Source organism: Pseudoxanthomonas sp. (genome assembly GCF_036845285.1).
Lineage (GTDB): Bacteria > Pseudomonadota > Gammaproteobacteria > Xanthomonadales > Xanthomonadaceae > Pseudoxanthomonas_A.
The window spans coordinates 22,154-38,943 of the sequence record NZ_DAIUEE010000012.1; the positions used below are offsets into that span (position 1 = coordinate 22,154).

Consider the following 16,790-nt stretch of genomic DNA (forward strand, 5'->3'; position numbering starts at 1 on the left):
TCACTCAAACCGGGTGGCCTCGTCGCGCGACAGCGTGGCAGGGGTTTCGCTCATGCCGCTGAAGCGGAGGTGCGTCAGGTCGCCGTTGGCTTCGCGCAGTTCCACGTCGCGGACATAGCGATCGCCCGACAGCCGCACCGACGTGAACGCCTGCGCGAGCTGCCGCGAGCGCGGCACCAGCGTCATCCGCCATCCGTTTCCGGCCTGTTCTTCCTTCACCTCGAAACTCGAGGTCAGCGCCTTCATGTCGCCACTTATCAACGCGAACATCATCGCGTTGACGCTGCGCAGGCCGGGCTGCTGTTTGCCATCCACTTCCACCCGCCTGCTGCCGTCGCGCTGGCGGCTGAGGATGCGGTCCTGCGTGATGATGATTTCGGACGGGAACGGCGTCGTCGTGGTCCAGACCACCCCCTTGTCGCGCGCCAGCAGGAAGCGGCCGTTCGAACGCAGCGGGTTCTTGAAGCCGGCGACGTTCTTTTCCTGGGTGAACTCGCCCCGCAGCACCGGCACCTGCGCCACCTGCGCGCGCACCTGGGCCAGCGGTTCGGCCGCAACGGCCGGCAGACCAGTCCCGACCGTGCCGACCGCCAGCATGCCGGCGGACAGCAGCCTGAAAAAGGTGTTCATGGTGATTCGACTCCCAACCGCTCCCAGAGCACAGGCGGGCACAGATACCGCATCTCGCCTGAAGCGGCATCAACCGCCACCTGGATCGTATGCGCGCGCGTCAGTACGTCACCGCTGCCCGCATCGCGGATCTCGTAGTCCAGCTTCAACCGGTTCTCCCACTCGCTGATGCGGGCCGCGACCACCAGCGGCTGCGCGTACCGCAGTGGCCGGATGTACTTGATGCGTGCGTCCACGACCGGCCACAGGTAGCCGGAAGCCTGCATCTGCGGGTAGTCGTAGTCGAACCGCTCCAGCAGCGCGCAGCGGGCGATCTCCAGGTACTTGAAGTAGTGCCCGTGCCAGACCACCTGCATGGCGTCGCAATCGTGGAAGGCCGGGCTGAGCCGGACTTCGATCGCCAGGTCGTCGCGCAGGTCAGCCGGCATAGACATCCCAGCGCTCTTCCCGGATGTCGACGAGCAACTGGCGCAGTTCGCCGTCCAGTGCCCGGTCTTCCTCGACCAGCGCGATGCGTTCGCGCAGGTCGGCATACATGCCGGCAGGGCCATCGCCCAGCGTGGACTGCAGGCCGACGCGCTCGCGCAGCGCCAGGGCCTGGCGCGCCGCGATCAGCATGCCCGCCACCACCTGTTCGGTCAGTTCGATCACGCGCAGGCAGTCGCGCGCGGCGATCGTGCCCATGCTGACCTTGTCCTGGTTGTGGCATTCGGTGGAACGCGAAAATACCGAAGCCGGCATCGTCAGTTTCAGCGCCTCCGCCGTCCACGCCGACACGCTGATCTGCAGCGCCTTAAGGCCGTGGTTGATCGCGGCGCGCGGCCCGGTCGCGCCGGACAGGTTCGCCGGCAGGCCATGGCTGTAGCGCGCATCGACGATCAGCGCGAGCTGGCGGTCCAGCAGGTCGGCGACATTGGCGACGGTGTTCTTCAGCGAATCCATCGCGAACGCGATGTGGCCGCCGTAGAAGTGGCCGCCATGCAGGATCTGCTCGCGTTCGGGATCGATCAGCGGATTGTCGTTGGCGCTGTTGAGTTCGGTCTCGATCAGCTGGCGCAGGAACGGCAACGCATCCTCCAGCACGCCGATCACGTGCGGCGCGCAGCGCAGCGAATAGCGGTCCTGCAGGCGCTGCTCGTTGCGTGGCGGACGGTCGCTGTGCAGGTCCTCGCGCAACCGCTGCGCGACGCGCGACTGGCCGGGATGCGGCTTGGCGGCGAACAGCACGGCGTCGAAGTGGTGCGCGTTGCCATCGGCCGCCAACACATTGAAGGCAGTCAGGCGCGTGGCCAGGCGCGACAGGTACTCCGCGCGATGGAACGCCAGGCAGGCAAGCGCCGTCATCACCGCGGTGCCGTTCATGATCGCCAGCCCTTCCTTGGGTCGCAGCGTCAGCGGCACCATGCCGATCTCGGCCAGCGCATCGCGCGCGGGACGCCGGCGCCCGGCGTGCATCACGTCGCGCTCGCCGCAGAGCACCGCCGCCACGTAGGACAGCGGGGTCAGGTCGCCGCTGGCGCCGACCGAACCCTCCGCCGGGATCAGCGGCAGCACATCGTGGCGCAGCAGCGCTTCCAGGCCCTCCAGCAGCGGCACGCTGACGCCGGACATGCCGCGCACCAGCGATGCCAGGCGCGCGGCCAGCACGGCGCGCGTCTCGGTTTCATCCAGGAAACGACCCAGGCCGCAGCCGTGGTAGGTGTAGAGGTGGTGCGGCAACTCGGCCACCAGGGCCGGCGGGATGTTGACCGTGCAGGAGTCGCCATAGCCCGTGGTGACGCCGTAGATGACGCCTTCTTCCTCCAGCAGCCGGCTGAGGAAATCGGCGCCGCGCGCGATCCGCGCACGGAATGCGGCATCGGTGGACAGCACGGCGGGCACCCGGCGATGCGCCAGCGCGACCACATCCTCGATGCGCAGCGGTGCGTCGCCGAACACGGGCGCCACGGTTTCATTCATTGCGGGCGTCATGCGTTACCTGATCCCAGAAGGGGTAGAAGTTGAACCAGTCGTACGGCGACAGGCGGACCTGCCGCTCCATCCAGCCCGCGAACTGCGCAGCGTAGCCGGCCAGGGCGGCATCGCGCGAGCCGCGTGGCAGCGTGATGCGTCCGGCGAATGCCTCCAGGCGAACATGGTAGCCGTCGCCGTCGTGGGTGCATGCCATGGTGAACACCGGGCATTTCAATGCCGCGCCAAGCACGTAGGCGCCGATGGGGAACGGCGCGTCGTGGCCGAGGAAGGAAGCCGTGACGGCGCGCCCGCCCCGCAGCGGAACGCGATCGCCGGCAATGGCGACGAACTCGCCCCGCGCGACGCGCTCGGCCAGCTTCACCGCATCCGCAGGCCCCAGGTCGGTCACCTGCAGCAGTTCCACGCGGCTTCCGGCATCGAGACGCCGGATCAGCCGGTTGAAGCGCTCCGCATGCGCGGTATGCACCAGCGCCGTCAACCGGAAACCGGGCACCTGGTCGGCCATCACCTGGCACAGCTCCAGGCAGCCGAGGTGCGCGGTGACGATCAGCCCCCCCTCGCCTGCCTGCACGCGCGCCAGCACGTCCTGCCGCTCCATCCGCACCTTGTCGACCGGATAGCGCTGGCCCAGCGCGAGGATCTTGTCCAGCATCGTTTCGGCGAACATCGCGAAGTGATGCAGGCTCTGCCACATGCCCGGCCACGCTGCGGGCTGTCCCTGGAACGCATGCGCGCGCCGGAGGTATTGCAACGACGCGCGGCGCGCAGTGCCGTTGAGCAGCCAGTGGACGAATACCACCGGATACACGCACGCGCGGAACGGCCAACGGCCCAGCCAGCGGTGGATCGCGCACAGCAGCAGGATGCCGCGCACCGAAGTGGATTCGCCGATATCGGCCCAGTGCTCGCTGCGACGGTTCATGCGGTGGCTGCCGCAGCGCGCCGGGCCAGCAGCCTTGGCAGGCGCAGCAACATGCCGAAGAACAGGCGCGTATGCATGCGGCTGATGCGCACGTTGTCGCGCCACACGTCGAAGTGGGACACGCCGTCGAGCGGATAGGTCACGCGCGTGGATAGGTTGCGTACCCGGATACCGCGCCAGAACAGCCGCACCAGCACCTCGACGTCGAAATCCATGCGTCGCCCGATGGTCTCTTCGTCGATCAACCGCAGCACGGGCGCCAACGGGTAAACGCGGAAGCCGCACATCGAATCACGGATGGCGAAGGACAGCGTGTTGATCCACACCCACACGTGGGTCAGGTAACGGCCGTAGAGCCGCCCCTTCGGCACGCTGTCGTCGTACAGCGGCACGCCGCAGACGACCGCATCCGGATTCGCCTGCGCGTCGGCAAGGAAGCGGGGAATGTCGGCCGGATCGTGCTGGCCGTCCGCATCGATCTGCAGCACGTGCGAATGGCCCCGGAGGCCGGCATCGCGGAACCCCGCCAGTACCGCGCCGCCCTTGCCCTGGTTCGCCGGCAACCGCAGCAGCCGCACCTGCGGCGCATGCAGCGCCGTGAGCCGATCGAGTTCGCGCGCGCACGCGTCGCCGGAACCATCGTCCACCAGCAGGCACGGCGCGCCCGACGCCAGCACCCCATCGACCATCGTGGCGATGGCGTGCTCGTGGTCGAACACCGGGATCACCACCAGCGGACGGAACGCGGGCGACGCGGGCACGGACTCATTCGCCATCGGCGAACACCACGCGACCGCTCGCATGCGGTCCGTGCACGGAGGTGTACCGGAACGTCAGCGTGCAGCGTTCGGCCTGCCATTCGAGGTCGAGCCGGATCAGGTCGCCCGGTCGTGCGATGCGCTGGAACTTCAGGGCCTCCATGCGCAGGAAGCATGGGGGTATCGCGAATGCCTCGCGCGCCAGCTGTACCGCCCAGTCGAGTTGTGCCACGCCCGGCAGGACCGCCGCCTGCGTGAAGTGGCCGTCGAATACGGCCAATGACGGATCCAGCGGCAGTTCGACCTGCGCACGGGCCGCCTCGCGCAGGGTCCACGTGGCCGCAGGACGTTCCGGGCGGAACAAGGCCGTAAGCGCGGCTTCGGTCACCTTGCCCTGCGCATTGAGGGGAAGTGCGGGTACGAAGCGCCAGCGCCGGGGGCGCGTCACGGCATCCTGCGTGCCGGCGAGATGGCGCGAGAGCGCCTGCGACAACGCACGGCGCGCGGCGGCATCGTCGGGCACCGCTGTGCCATCGGCCATCGCGACGACGGCGGCCAGGGTGCTGCGCGCGCCGCCGATCACCAGCACGCGCACGTCTTTTACCGCGGGATGCACAAGGATCTGGCGTTCGAGCGCCTCCAGCGAGACGCGCCGTTCCTCCACCTTGACGATGCGGTCCGCCCGGCCCATCAGGCGGAATCCGCCAGCTCCGTCGGATTCGGCACGATCCTGGCTGCGCCACCAGGCGGCGTCGGACAGGTGCGGCGAGCGCACTTCCAATGCGCCCTCCTGCACGCGCCAGTCGACGCCGGGCAATGGACGCCACGCGGGTTGTTCCTGGTCCCAGCGGCGCCACGCCATGCCGCCGGTCTCGCTGCTGCCGAGGATCTCCGTGGGCGGCACGCCGAGCAGGCGCGCGGCCTCGTGCGCAGCCTCGGCCGGCAAGGCGCCACCGGACGAGAACACCGCGCGCAGCCGACCGTGCAGCGATGTCCATGGCAGTTGCGCCGGCAAGCGCTTCAGATGCGCCGGACTCGCCACCAGTACCGCATCCCCTCCTTCCATCGCGGCCAGCAGGTCTTCGGGAAAGAACGCGCGCGGCACGATCGCGCGGCCCGCCGCAAGCGGCCACAGCACCCGGAACAGCAGGCCATAGATGTGCTGGTGCGACACCGTGCCGTGCACCGCCACGCCATCGAGGCCACCGCCGAGCGCGGTCTCCAGCGCATGCACCTCCGCATCAAGCTGACGAAGCCGCTTCTCGATCGCGACCGGTTCGCCGGTGCTGCCCGAGGTGAACACGATGAGGCGCGTCGCCTCCGCGTCGAGCGGTCGCAGCGTCTGCGTTCCGTCGACACCCTCCGGCGCTGCCATCGCCGCGTCGGCCCAGTCGCCGGCGAAGCCGTCCACGCGATGCCGCAGCCGCGCCTGCGTGCCGGCCAGCGCATCGCCCGGCAGCAATACCGCCTTGCCCGCGTGCCACGCACCGTAGAGCGCCGCGGCAAACCGTGTCGCATCATCGAAATGCAGCGCCCAGGTCTCGCCCGGCTGCGCGCGGAAGCCGGCGCACCAGCGCATCACCTCCTGCCGGAACCACGCATGGTCGCGCGCGTCGCCACCGTAAGCGGCGAAGACACGGCACGGCATCGGCTGCACGGCGACCTCGGCGAGCGCACGCCACTCAGCCATGCCGATACCCTGCCTTCACGCGCTGGCGCACCAGCCATTCGATACCGAACAGCCCACCGATCAGGCCATACGCAATCAGCCCGTTGTAGAGCGCCCAGGCACGATCGGACATCCACAGCGCCGTCACCAGTGCAAGCGCGCCGTTGCACACGAAGAAGACGCACCAGACCTGGGTGACGCGGCGCGTGTACGCCACGCCGGCCGGCGGCAGGTCGGGTTCGCTCAGTCGCGCGATGCGTTCGACCGCCGACGGCGGGAACACCAGGCTGGTCGCGAACACGACCAGCATCACCGCATTGATCAGGGCCGGATACAGCTTCAGCGGCAACGCCTCGTTGAACGCCGTGGCCAGCGCGGCCAGCATCGCGGCGCCGGCGGCGGCGACCAGCCAGACGGCCTGCCGTGTCGCGACCGCACGCAACAACGCGAGCACGAGAAGCAGCACCGCCAGCCAGCGGGGTTCGAAACGGCCCATGGCCCAGTACACCACCAACGGGTACGCCACCGACAACGCCACGAAGATGGCCGCGCCTATCCGGGACACGGGAGAGCGGCCTGGGCTCAGGCGGCTTGGTCGCGGATCAGGCCGTACAGCACGTCCACGATGTCCTGCACCGTGCGCACCGCCTTGAAGGCGTCCGGCTGCAGGCTGCGCCCGAGCAACGGCTTGAGCTGCACGATCAAATCGACGGCGTCGATGCTGTCGATGTCCAGGTCGTCGTACAGGCGGGCCTCGGGCGTGATGCGCGCCGGCTCGATCTCGAAGCTGTCATGCAGGATCGTGACGATCCGGTCGAAAAGTTCGTTCTTGGTCATCTTGCCTGTCCTGCCGTCCCCGCTCAGGCCTTGCCCTGCGAGGCGACGAAATCCGCCAACGCACGGACGCTGGCGAAATGCCGCCGGGTTTCCTGCGAGTCTGCGGAGAGTGCGACGCCATACCGCTTCTGCAGCGCCAGTCCCAGCTCGAGCGCATCGATCGAATCAAGGCCAAGGCCTTCCACGAACAGCGGTGCGCTGGTATCGATGTCGTCCGGCGAGATGTCCTCCAGCGACAGCGACGAAATGATCAATTCCTTGATCTCGTGCTCAAGTGCCTGCACGCGATGGATCTCCCGCAAAGTAGTTGGCCAGATGTTCCGTGAGCCGCCGGGCTGCCAGCGCCTCTCCTCCTGCCGACGGGTCCGCCCCCTCCATTCCGTTCAGGAATGGGGCGATCGGCAGGTCTTCCTGAACATCGATCACCATGTGAAACCGCACCGGCGGCACACGATACCACTTCTCCCCTTTCCCAAGCGTCAGCGGCGAGCACGTGATCCGCACCGGCGTGATGTCCAGCGCGCCACGCACGGCGATGTTCGCGGCGCCCCGCTGCAGCTTGATGGGCTCGCCAGGACGCGTGCGCGTGCCCTCGGGGAAAATGACCAGGTTTCCCCCCGCCTTCACGGCGGCGATACAGTCCTCGACCAGTCCCGCGCCGTCGTCGTTGGCGACGTAACCGGCTGCACGGACCGGCCCCTTCATGAACGCGTTGCGGGCCACCGCCGACTTCACCACGCAGTCCGCGTTCGGCAGCAACGACACCAACAGCACCACGTCGATCAGGGTGGGATGGTTGGCCAGGATCAGCAGGCCATCGCGCCGCAACCGTTCGCGGCCGCGGATTTCATACGTCATCAGGCCCAGGCAACGCATCAGTTCAACATGGGCGGCAAAACTGGCCTGTACCGCGCCACGCGCCCAGCGACGCCGCCGCGCTTCGTCCCGCACCACCAGGAGCATGACCGGCAACACGACCACGCCCAGGAACAGGCCGCCGACGCCGAACGCAAGGAAACTCAGCCCCGTGCCGAAGACGCGCCAGGCGCGGGCCAGGCGATCAATCATCGCGTCGCCAGCGCCACACGGAGCCTTCGCCCGCAAGCCTCAGTTCCGGCTCGCCCGACAGGAAGAACCGCAGCACCTCCAGACCGTGCGGCAGCACCGTGGCAACGTCCGGGCCTGGTCGATCGGGTTCCCACGCCAACCGGTATACCGGTCCTCCCGCGTCTGCGGCCGCGAGGCGCCAGCACCACGCGAAACCCGCGTCCGGTTCATCGGCGAAGTCGGCATAGACCGCTGGCAGCGGCGCGTCGTAGACCACCAGCAGCACCTCCGCGGCGCCGTCCGCCAGCAGGCCGGCGGCCTCCACGCACGCGGCCTCGACGGTGGCCATGCCACCGGCAAGCGCGATGTAGTTGCCGCGTTCGCGACGGAGGATCGAGTACAGCGCTGCGATGGCGTTGTGTACCGACAGGCCGAACGTGGTCGGCGACGGCGGCTGTTCGGCAGCGAGCGACTCCAGCAGTTCCATCGAGCGCGCCACGTCGCCATGCCGCGATGCGAACACCAGCGGCATGCCGCTGTCCTGCGCCTGCTGGCACCAGCACGCCGTCTGGATGGCCATGCGGCCGAGACGCTCGATACGGCGCCGCTGCATGGCGGGAACTTCGGCGAGCGCAGGCATGTCGTCACCCGCAGGCAGCCATGGTGCAGTGGCCCATGCGCGCCACGCATCGTGGTCCACCAGTCCTGGCGCCCACGCCGCCCATTCCTTTATTGAAAAGCCGATCATCCGCGCTGCGACGTCCATCGATTCCGAATCGCCCTATTTCACCCGCATGCCCCGATGTTCGCCAGTCGTTAAATTTTTCGTGACGGATGCTTGCGCATCCGCAAGAGGCTGGATATTATTCCGCTCCTGCCAGCACGTGGGGCCATAGCTCAGCTGGGAGAGCGCCTGCATGGCATGCAGGAGGTCGGCGGTTCGATCCCGCCTGGCTCCACCACTTCCGGGCAATAGGCCGTCCGGAAAGACAACTGGCAACACTTTCGTGCGTCCCCATCGTCTAGAGGCCTAGGACATTACCCTTTCACGGTAGCGACCGGGGTTCGAATCCCCGTGGGGACGCCAATTTTTCAGAAGGCCCGGGAAACCGGGCCTCTTTTTTTGTCCGCGCAGCGCGCATGGACATGTCGTTCCATCGTCACTGCACGAAAAATGTCCGCCGAACGGGAAGCGCGTGTTGCAGCAACTGGACGCGATCGTTCATGCGCGCCGCGTGGTCCTGCGCCAAGAACGATCTCAGGCGACGTCGTGCTCGTCGTGCACCCGATGCAGGGTTGCGACGCCGTGCCCCTGCTCGGCCAGATACTCCAGCCATTTGCCGAGGAAGGTGTTCATGCGCATGCGATGGCTGATCACCTCGGCCGGCGGCGGATACAGACCGATCACGTCCTGCCAGCGCTTGCCGACGTAGCAATGCGTCGCCTCGGCCTGGTGCGCGTCGCGGTACAGGCGAACAAAAGCGGATGGATCTGGTTCACCGGTCAGCGGATCGCAGATGTCGTAGGTCAGGCGAAGTTCCACCGTGTAGCGGTGCGTCTCGATGACCTCCAGCCGCAGGTCCAGGCCATCGCCGATGCTGGAGACGTACATGCCCGGCTGCAGATGCTCCGGCGAGAACAGGCGTATCAGCCGCGCGTGGTTCTCGGCATACAGCGCCATCAGCCAGCCGAAACGGCTGAGCCGGGGGATGCGTGCGGTGCGTGCGAGGGCTTGCGACATGGGCCGATCCTACACGCGGAATCCCGGTCGCGGCAGCATTGACGCCCCGGGATGTGCGGCCTAAGTTAAGGGTTCTCCGGACATCGTCTTCGGAGCCTCCGCAAGGCCTGCTCAGTACATGTCGCGCTGCAGGCCCAGCGTCGAGAGGACCTTGCTGGAAATCTCTTCGATGGACTTGTTGGTGGTGCTCAGCGTGGGCAGCCGCTCGACCTGGAACATCGCCTCGGCCGCCGCCACCTCGCGCTTGCAGGTTTCCATCTTCGCGTAGCCCGAATTCGGGCGCCGCTCCTGGCGGATCTGGTGCAGGCGGTCCGGGTCGATCGTCAGCGCGAACAGCTTGCGGCGGTAGGGTCGCAGCCGCGCCGGCAAGCGGTCGGTTTCCAGGTCGCCATCGGTCAGCGGGTAGTTGGCCGCGCGAATGCCGTAATGCAGGGCCAGGTAGACGCAGGTCGGCGTCTTGCCGGCGCGCGACACCGCCACCAGGATCACGTCGGCTTCGTCGTAATTCACCGCCATGCCGTCGTCGTGGGTCAACGCGAAATTCATCGCGTTGATGCGCCGGTGGTAGGTCTCGAAATCGACCAGGCCATGCGCCTGGCCGACGCGCGACTGGCGCTGCTGGCCGAGTTCCCGTTCCAGCGGCTCGATGAAGGGCGCGAACACATCGAGCATCAATGCGCCGCTTTCCGCGATCACTGCGCTCAGCCCCGGGTCCACGCAGGAATTGATGACGATGGGCCGGCTGCCCAGCTTGGCGCCGGCGCGACGGATGCGGTCGGCGGCGTCGCGGGCCTTTTCCTCGTCGTCGACGAAGGACAGCCGGTCGGTCTGGAACCGCATGCCGGCGAACTGGGTCAGCAGGCTGTGGCCGATGGTCTCGGCCGTGATACCGGTGCCATCCGAAACGTAGAACACCTGACGCAAGTCAGACATGACCACCCCGCTCCCGCTTCACCATGGAAACCCCCGTCAGATCAAGCTTGTCTGCAATTGGTATGCACTGCATCATATCGCTTCTTTCCCCATGGACACGGCACCCCCACGCCGATGGTCATCGGCATGGCGCGGCCTGCTTCGGAGCATTGCGCTTGAACGAGAACATCCTGTGGTTGCACGAGCTGCGCCTGGCCGACCTGGCCCGCGTAGGTGGCAAGAATTCGTCGCTGGGCGAAATGATCGGCCATCTGGCCAACCTGGGCGTGTCGGTCCCGGGAGGCTATGCGACCACGGCGGACGCCTTCAAGGCCTTCATCGCGCACAACGACCTCTCCAAGCGCATCTTCGACAAACTGGCCACGCTGGATGTCGAGGACGTCGCCGCCCTGACGGTGGCCGGCAAGGAAATCCGCGGCTGGGTGATCGACGCCCCGCTGCAACCTGACCTGGATGCCGACATCCGTGCGGCCTACGCGAAACTCTCGGCCGACAACGGCGGCGGTGACATCGCGGTGGCGGTGCGCTCTTCGGCGACCGCCGAGGACCTGCCGGACGCCTCGTTCGCCGGCCAGCAGGAAACCTTCCTCAACGTCACCGGCGCCGACGATGTCGTGCACAAGGTGAAGGAAGTCTTCGCCAGCCTCTACAACGACCGCGCCATTGCCTACCGCGTCCACCACGGCTTCAAGCACGAGGATGTGTTCCTGTCGGCGGGCGTGCAGCTGATGGTGCGCTCCGGCGTCGGATCCTCGGGCGTGCTGTTCACGCTGGACACCGAATCGGGCTTTCGGGACGTCGTGTTCGTCACCTCCAGCTTCGGCCTGGGCGAGATGGTCGTACAGGGCGCGGTCAATCCAGACGAGTTCTACGTCTACAAGCCCACGCTCAAGCAGGGCAAGCCGGCAATCCTGCGCCGCTCGCTCGGCAGCAAGGCGCTGCGCATGGTGTATTCGGACGTGCCCGGCGAGCGCGTGCGGACCGAGGACACGCCGGTTGAGCTGCGCAACACCTTCTCGATCAGCGATGCCGACGTGCAGGAACTGTCGAAGCAGGCGCTGGTCATCGAGCAGCACTACGGTCGCCCGATGGACATCGAGTGGGCGAAGGACGGTGTGACCGGCAAGCTGTTCATCGTGCAGGCGCGCCCGGAAACCGTGAAGTCGCGCGCCAAGGCCACGCAGATCGAACGCTACGCGCTGGAGAAGCGCGGCGAGGTGATTGCCGAAGGTCGCGCGATCGGCCAGAAGATCGGCAGCGGTGTCGCCCGCGTGGTGCGCTCGCTGGACGACATGGCGCGCGTGCAGCCCGGCGACGTGCTGGTGGCCGACATGACCGACCCCGACTGGGAGCCGGTGATGAAGCGCGCCAGTGCCATCGTCACCAACCGTGGTGGGCGTACCTGCCATGCCGCCATCATCGCGCGCGAGCTGGGCGTACCCGCCGTGGTCGGCACCGGCAACGCACTGGACCTGGTCGCGGACGGCGTCGAAGTCACCGTCAGCTGCGCCGAAGGCGACACCGGCTTCATCTATGCCGGCGCCCTGCCCTTCGAGCGCACGACGACCGACCTCGCCGCCATGCCGCCAGCACCGCTGAAGATCATGATGAACGTCGCCAACCCGGAGCGCGCGTTCGATTTTGGCCAGTTGCCGAACGCCGGCATCGGCCTGGCGCGCCTGGAGATGATCATCGCCAGCCACATCGGCGTGCATCCGCTGGCGCTGCTGGAATACGACCGCCAGGACCTCGACGTCCGCAGGAAGATCGACGCCAAGACCGCCGGCTATGCCGACCCGGTCAGCTTCTACGTGGACCGGTTGGCGGAGGGCATCGCGACGATCACCGCCTCGGTCGCGCCGCATCCGGTGATCGTGCGCCTGTCGGACTTCAAGTCCAACGAGTACGCCAATCTCATCGGCGGCACGCGCTACGAGCCGCACGAAGAGAATCCGATGATCGGCTTCCGCGGCGCCAGCCGTTATGTCGATCCGTCGTTCGAGCCGGCGTTCGCGCTGGAATGCCAGGCGGTCCGCCGCGTTCGCGACGAGATGGGCCTGGACAACCTGTGGGTGATGATCCCGTTCGTCCGTACGCTGGAAGAGGGGCGCAAGGTCGTCGAGGTGCTGTCGAAGCACGGCCTGCGCCAGGGCGAGAACGGACTGAAGATCATCATGATGTGCGAAGTGCCGTCGAACGCACTGCTCGCCGAGGAGTTCCTCGACATCTTCGACGGTTTCTCGATCGGTTCGAACGACCTGACCCAGCTGACGCTGGGCCTGGACCGCGATTCCAGCATCGTCGCCAACCTGTTCGACGAGCGGAATCCCGCGGTCAAGAAGATGCTGTCGATGGCGATCAAGGCCGCGCGCGCCAAGGGCAAGTACGTCGGCATCTGCGGCCAGGGTCCCAGCGACCATCCGGACCTGGCCGAGTGGCTGATGGCCGAGGGCATCGAATCGGTGTCGCTGAATCCGGACACGGTGGTCGACACCTGGCTGCGGCTGGCGAAGACCAAGGCCGGCTGACGCCGGCCGCCGCGTTCTTCACGCAAACGCGGTTACCATCACCCTGTACACCCGGCACGCCCCTGATGGGGCGTGCTGCATTTCAGGAATGCCCATGCCCACCCACGCCGCAACGGCCACCGCGCCCGCCCTCGCCGACATTCCCACCGAACCGGCCGCGCTGATGCGCGAACTGCGCGGCATCGACTGGCTGCAATTGCTGGAAACCTGGGGCCTGAAGCTGCTGGCCGCCGCCCTCATCTTCCTGATCGGCATGTGGCTGGCCAGGCGGTTGAGCCTGGGGCTGGAGCGCGTCCTGGGCCGCACGCATGCGGATGCCACGCTCGGTGGCTTCCTGCGCCGCGCCAGCTACGCCGCGATGATGGTGCTGGTGATCATCACTGCGCTCACCTCCATGGGCGTGAACCCGACCTCGATGCTCGCCGTGCTCGGCGCCGCCGGCCTCGCCGTCGGTCTGGCACTGAAGGATTCCCTTTCGAACATCGCCTCCGGCGTGATGCTGATCGTGCTACGCCCGTTCCGCGACGGCGACGTCGTCCTTGCCGCCGGCCTGGAAGGGACCATCGAGGAAGTGCGCATCTTCCAGACCCGCATGCGCACGGCCGACAACCGCCTGATCGTCCTGCCGAACAGCTTGATCACAACGGCGCCGATCATCAATTTCACCGCCAAGCCGCGTCGGCGGATCGATATCGCCGTCGGCGTGGGCTACGACGACGACCTGAAGCGCGCCAAGCAGATCCTGTTGCAGATCGCCGCGGACCACCCCCTTGTCCTGCACGATCCCGCACCCAGCGTGGTCGTGTCGAAGCTGAGCGAGAGCAGCGTCGACCTCGTCCTGCACGCCTGGTCGAACACCCGGGATTTCGGCGAAGCGAAGAGCGACCTGACCGAAGCGGTGCGCACCGAAATCATCGGCAACGGCCTCAACATCCCGTACCCGCAGCGCGACCTGCACGTGTACCATCACAACAGCGACGGCACGCCGCTGACGGACATCATCACCAAGGGCGTCGCCGACGACGGCGACATGGCGAAACCGCCCGCGTAGCGTGCGCCGCGCGCACGACGCGAGATGATGACTCCCAAGGGTCGTGCGCATGGCGCACGCTACGTCACTCGGCGAGCGCGGCCATGTGCTTGCGGTAGTGGCGCAGTTCTTCGATGGAATCGCGGACATCGCTCAGCGCGGTATGGCTGGACTGCTTGCGTACGCCTTCCAGCACCTGCGGCGCCCAGCGGCGCGCGAGTTCCTTCAACGTGCTGACGTCGAGATTGCGGTAGTGGAAGTATTTCTCCAGCCGCGGCATCAGCCGGTGAAGGAAACGGCGGTCCTGGCAGATCGAGTTGCCGCACATCGGCGATGCGCCCGCAGGCAGCCACTCGCTGAGGAACGCCACGGTCTGCGCCTCGGCCTGGCCCAGCGACACCTGGCTCTCCACCACCCGCTTCCACAGGCCCGACCGGCCATGCTGGTTGCGGTTCCACTCGTCCATCGCCTCGAGCACGGATACCGGGTGGGCGATCGCGAACTCGGGGCCTTCCGCCAGCAGGTTCAACTTCGAATCGGTGACCACCGTGGCGATTTCCAGGATGGAATCGCGATCGGTATCCAGCCCGGTCATTTCCAGGTCGATCCAGATCAGGCGGTCGGTGTGCGCGTTGTTCGAGGCCATCGGCGGTCCGTGACGGGAAGAAGGTCCGGCCAGTCCACGCCGGTCATGCGGACATGCGGACATGCCGCATCGTGTCATCATAACGCAGACCACTCCGGCGACCGGCCCATGAACCCCTCCACCGACCATGCCGTGCTCACCGCGATGCTGGCGCCGGCGTTCTTCCTGACCGCGACCGCATCGCTGCTGCTGTCGGCCAACAACCGGCTCGCACGCATCATCGATCGCGCCCGCACGTTGCTGCGCGAACTGGCGGAAGCCGAAGAGGATGCGGAACGGACGTTGCTGGAGAGGCGCATCGCCCTGCAGCGCCTGCGCAGCCTGATCATCCTGCGCGCTGGACAACTGCTTTACGCCGCGATCAGCTGCTTCGTCGGCACCAGTCTCGCGGTCGCAGTGGATACGTTCACCGGCCATCGCCTGGGATCGCTGCCGACCTGGCTCGCCGCCCTGGGCGTAGTCGCGATGCTGGCAGCCAGCCTGCTGCTCGCGCGCGAATCCACGCTCGCCGTCACCGCCATCAACGAAGAGATGGACCACCGCAAGGTGAAGCGGAAGTTCCCGACGCCCTAGACCAGCGGCCTTCCGCGCTTGGCGCGGAAGTAGTTGGTGAGGCGGCGACCGGCCTCGTCGCCCAGCACCCCACTCTGCACCTCGATGCGGTGGTTGTGCCGCGGATCCGCGATCAGGTCGAACACGCCGCCGCATGCGCCCGTTTTCGGATCGGCGGCGCCAAACACGACCCGGGCCACGCGCGCGTGCACCAGCGCCATCGCGCACATCGCGCAGGGCTCCAGCGTGACGTACAGGGTGCAGCCGACCAGCCGATGGTTGCCGAGTGCCCTGCCCGCCTCCCGCATCGCGACGATCTCGGCATGCGCGCTGGGATCGTGGTCGAGGATGTTGCGGTTCCAGCCTTCGCCCAGCACCTGGCCGTCCGCGCCCACCAGCACCGCACCGACGGGGATCTCGTCGAACTCGCGTTCGGCCCGGTCGGCCAGCGCGAAAGCATGGCGCATCCAGGATGCATCGTCGGGTGCAGCAGGCACGGTATCGACAACCATCGAACTCATCCAGCGGATACGCGCCGCACCAGCGCCTGCAGCGTGCTGCGCGTCGGCGCAAAGAACGTGGCCCCCGTCCTGGCCACCGAGAAATCCAGCAGCCGGTCGTAGGCCCCCGGCGGGTCGCCCACGTACATGCGCTGCAGCATCTTCTCGATCACCCACAGGTGACGGGAGTAACCGATGAAGTATGTCCCGAACTCGTCCTGGCCCGGACGTCCGAACGGCATGTTGTCGCGCAGGATGTCGTGTTCGTTGCCCTCGGCATCGACGATCGTCGCCAGGGACTTGTGCGACTTCCGCGGGGCGTCGTCATCGTCGATCTCGACGTTGTCCACCTTGGTACGTCCGATGATCGCCTCCTGCACATCGGTCGGCACCTTGGACCAGGCACCCAGATCATGGAGATATTTCTGCACCACGACATAGCTGCCACCGCGATACGCCGCGTCCTCTGCGCCGACCAGTGAGGAGGCCGGCAGATCGACCCCGGTCGGGTTGGCCGTGCCATCCACGAAGCCCAGCAGATCGCGTGCGTCGAAATAGCGGAAGCCGCTCACTTCGTCGACCACCGACACGGCGCCACGCAGCGCATCCAGCAGCAGGCGCTCGAACTCGAAGCACAGGTCCTGACGCTCGGACCGGATGTGGAACAGCAGATCGCCTGGCGTGGAAGGCGCGTGGTGTACCGCGCCCTGGATCGGCTGGAACGGCTTGAGTTCCGCGGGCCTCTGCGTATCGTCCAGGCGATCCCACAGGCCGCGCCCGATACCGGCGATGCAGGACAGTCGTGCGGACAGGTCGCGGAATCCGACGGTCTTGACCAGATCGTCCAGTCCGTCGAGCACGGTGCAAACCTGCGCCAGCGCAGCCGCCTCCACGTCGACGGTCACTACCAGGAACACCGCCGCCTGCGACAGCGGCGCATCGATGCTCTGGGGATCGATCGGCACGCGATCCCACGACTCTTCGGACATCGGCATGCTTCCTTCTCGTGGTTCCTGGACTGGC

19 protein-coding genes and 2 tRNA genes are annotated in these 16,790 nt (G+C 67.2%); 5 read left to right on the forward strand and 16 right to left on the reverse strand.

Annotated elements, in window-relative coordinates:
• From V7060_RS14145 to V7060_RS14195, 11 genes are read right to left on the reverse strand one after another with little or no spacing between them, the layout of a single operon-like run.
• Positions 1-630 (reverse strand): outer membrane lipoprotein carrier protein LolA, encoded by a 630-nt coding sequence (locus tag V7060_RS14145; RefSeq protein WP_334179900.1) that lies wholly within the window; start codon positions 628-630, stop codon positions 1-3.
• A complete protein-coding gene (locus V7060_RS14150) occupies positions 627-1,058 on the reverse strand; it encodes an acyl-CoA thioesterase (RefSeq protein ID WP_334180003.1) in 432 nt (143 codons plus the stop codon). Before V7060_RS14150 ends, V7060_RS14145 begins: the two co-directional genes overlap by 4 nt.
• On the reverse strand, positions 1,048-2,589 hold the full coding sequence (locus tag V7060_RS14155) for an aromatic amino acid ammonia-lyase (protein WP_334179901.1): 1,542 nt from the start codon (positions 2,587-2,589) through the stop codon (positions 1,048-1,050). The genes V7060_RS14150 and V7060_RS14155 overlap by 11 nt, the downstream gene beginning before the upstream one ends.
• Complete coding sequence (locus tag V7060_RS14160; protein ID WP_334179902.1) at positions 2,582-3,526, reverse strand: acyltransferase; 945 nt, start codon at positions 3,524-3,526, stop codon at positions 2,582-2,584. The genes V7060_RS14155 and V7060_RS14160 overlap by 8 nt, the downstream gene beginning before the upstream one ends.
• A complete protein-coding gene (locus V7060_RS14165; RefSeq protein ID WP_334179903.1) occupies positions 3,523-4,302 on the reverse strand; it encodes a glycosyltransferase family 2 protein in 780 nt (259 codons plus the stop codon). Before V7060_RS14165 ends, V7060_RS14160 begins: the two co-directional genes overlap by 4 nt.
• Positions 4,292-5,974, reverse strand: coding sequence for an AMP-binding protein (locus tag V7060_RS14170; RefSeq protein ID WP_334179904.1), 1,683 nt, complete (start codon positions 5,972-5,974; stop codon positions 4,292-4,294). Before V7060_RS14170 ends, V7060_RS14165 begins: the two co-directional genes overlap by 11 nt.
• Positions 5,967-6,518 (reverse strand): hypothetical protein, encoded by a 552-nt coding sequence (locus tag V7060_RS14175; protein WP_334179905.1) that lies wholly within the window; start codon positions 6,516-6,518, stop codon positions 5,967-5,969. The genes V7060_RS14170 and V7060_RS14175 overlap by 8 nt, the downstream gene beginning before the upstream one ends.
• Before the next feature lie 17 nt (positions 6,519-6,535).
• Positions 6,536-6,790, reverse strand: coding sequence for an acyl carrier protein (locus V7060_RS14180; protein ID WP_334179906.1), 255 nt, complete (start codon positions 6,788-6,790; stop codon positions 6,536-6,538).
• A gap of 23 nt (positions 6,791-6,813) precedes the next feature.
• The gene (locus tag V7060_RS14185; RefSeq protein ID WP_142124726.1) at positions 6,814-7,074 is read right to left on the reverse strand and encodes a phosphopantetheine-binding protein; all 261 of its coding nucleotides are present in this window, start codon (positions 7,072-7,074) and stop codon (positions 6,814-6,816) included.
• A complete protein-coding gene (locus tag V7060_RS14190) occupies positions 7,061-7,858 on the reverse strand; it encodes a lysophospholipid acyltransferase family protein (protein ID WP_334179907.1) in 798 nt (265 codons plus the stop codon). The genes V7060_RS14185 and V7060_RS14190 overlap by 14 nt, the downstream gene beginning before the upstream one ends.
• Positions 7,851-8,585: a beta-ketoacyl synthase chain length factor gene (locus V7060_RS14195; RefSeq protein WP_334180004.1), complete on the reverse strand. Its 735-nt coding sequence runs from the start codon at positions 8,583-8,585 to the stop codon at positions 7,851-7,853. Before V7060_RS14195 ends, V7060_RS14190 begins: the two co-directional genes overlap by 8 nt.
• A 138-nt stretch (positions 8,586-8,723) precedes the next feature.
• Here V7060_RS14195 and V7060_RS14200 point away from each other — a divergent pair.
• Positions 8,724-8,799, forward strand: a tRNA-Ala gene (locus V7060_RS14200).
• Between the two features lie 49 nt (positions 8,800-8,848).
• Positions 8,849-8,924, forward strand: a tRNA-Glu gene (locus V7060_RS14205).
• 171 nt (positions 8,925-9,095) lie between these two features.
• On the opposite strand, the gene V7060_RS14210 is transcribed toward V7060_RS14205, so the two are convergent.
• Positions 9,096-9,578 carry a DUF1249 domain-containing protein gene (locus V7060_RS14210; RefSeq protein ID WP_334179908.1) on the reverse strand — a complete coding sequence of 161 codons (483 nt, stop codon included), beginning with the start codon at positions 9,576-9,578 and terminating at the stop codon, positions 9,096-9,098.
• Positions 9,579-9,689: 111 nt separating this feature from the next.
• Positions 9,690-10,511, reverse strand: coding sequence for a pyruvate, water dikinase regulatory protein (locus V7060_RS14215; protein ID WP_334179909.1), 822 nt, complete (start codon positions 10,509-10,511; stop codon positions 9,690-9,692).
• A gap of 155 nt (positions 10,512-10,666) precedes the next feature.
• Between V7060_RS14215 and ppsA the strand changes: the two genes are divergently transcribed.
• Together ppsA and V7060_RS14225 are read left to right on the forward strand one after the other, a co-directional pair.
• Entirely contained in the window at positions 10,667-13,039 is a 2,373-nt protein-coding gene (ppsA, locus tag V7060_RS14220) for a phosphoenolpyruvate synthase (RefSeq protein ID WP_334179910.1), read from the forward strand.
• Between the two features lie 94 nt (positions 13,040-13,133).
• Positions 13,134-14,090: a mechanosensitive ion channel domain-containing protein gene (locus V7060_RS14225; protein WP_334179911.1), complete on the forward strand. Its 957-nt coding sequence runs from the start codon at positions 13,134-13,136 to the stop codon at positions 14,088-14,090.
• Between the two features lie 64 nt (positions 14,091-14,154).
• Here V7060_RS14225 and orn read toward each other — a convergent pair whose 3' ends face one another.
• Positions 14,155-14,715, reverse strand: a complete 561-nt coding sequence (gene orn, locus V7060_RS14230; RefSeq protein ID WP_334179912.1) for an oligoribonuclease — start codon at positions 14,713-14,715, stop codon at positions 14,155-14,157.
• 108 nt (positions 14,716-14,823) lie between these two features.
• Here orn and V7060_RS14235 point away from each other — a divergent pair, with 108 nt between their 5' ends.
• A complete protein-coding gene (locus V7060_RS14235; protein ID WP_334179913.1) occupies positions 14,824-15,288 on the forward strand; it encodes a DUF2721 domain-containing protein in 465 nt (154 codons plus the stop codon).
• Here the strand turns inward: V7060_RS14235 and tadA are convergent.
• Together tadA and V7060_RS14245 are read right to left on the reverse strand one after the other, a co-directional pair.
• Positions 15,285-15,779, reverse strand: a complete 495-nt coding sequence (tadA, locus tag V7060_RS14240) for a tRNA adenosine(34) deaminase TadA (protein WP_334179914.1) — start codon at positions 15,777-15,779, stop codon at positions 15,285-15,287. The genes V7060_RS14235 and tadA overlap by 4 nt on opposite strands.
• 5 nt (positions 15,780-15,784) lie before the next feature.
• Positions 15,785-16,756 carry a Dyp-type peroxidase gene (locus V7060_RS14245; RefSeq protein ID WP_334179915.1) on the reverse strand — a complete coding sequence of 324 codons (972 nt, stop codon included), beginning with the start codon at positions 16,754-16,756 and terminating at the stop codon, positions 15,785-15,787.
• Positions 16,757-16,790 lie beyond the last annotated feature (34 nt).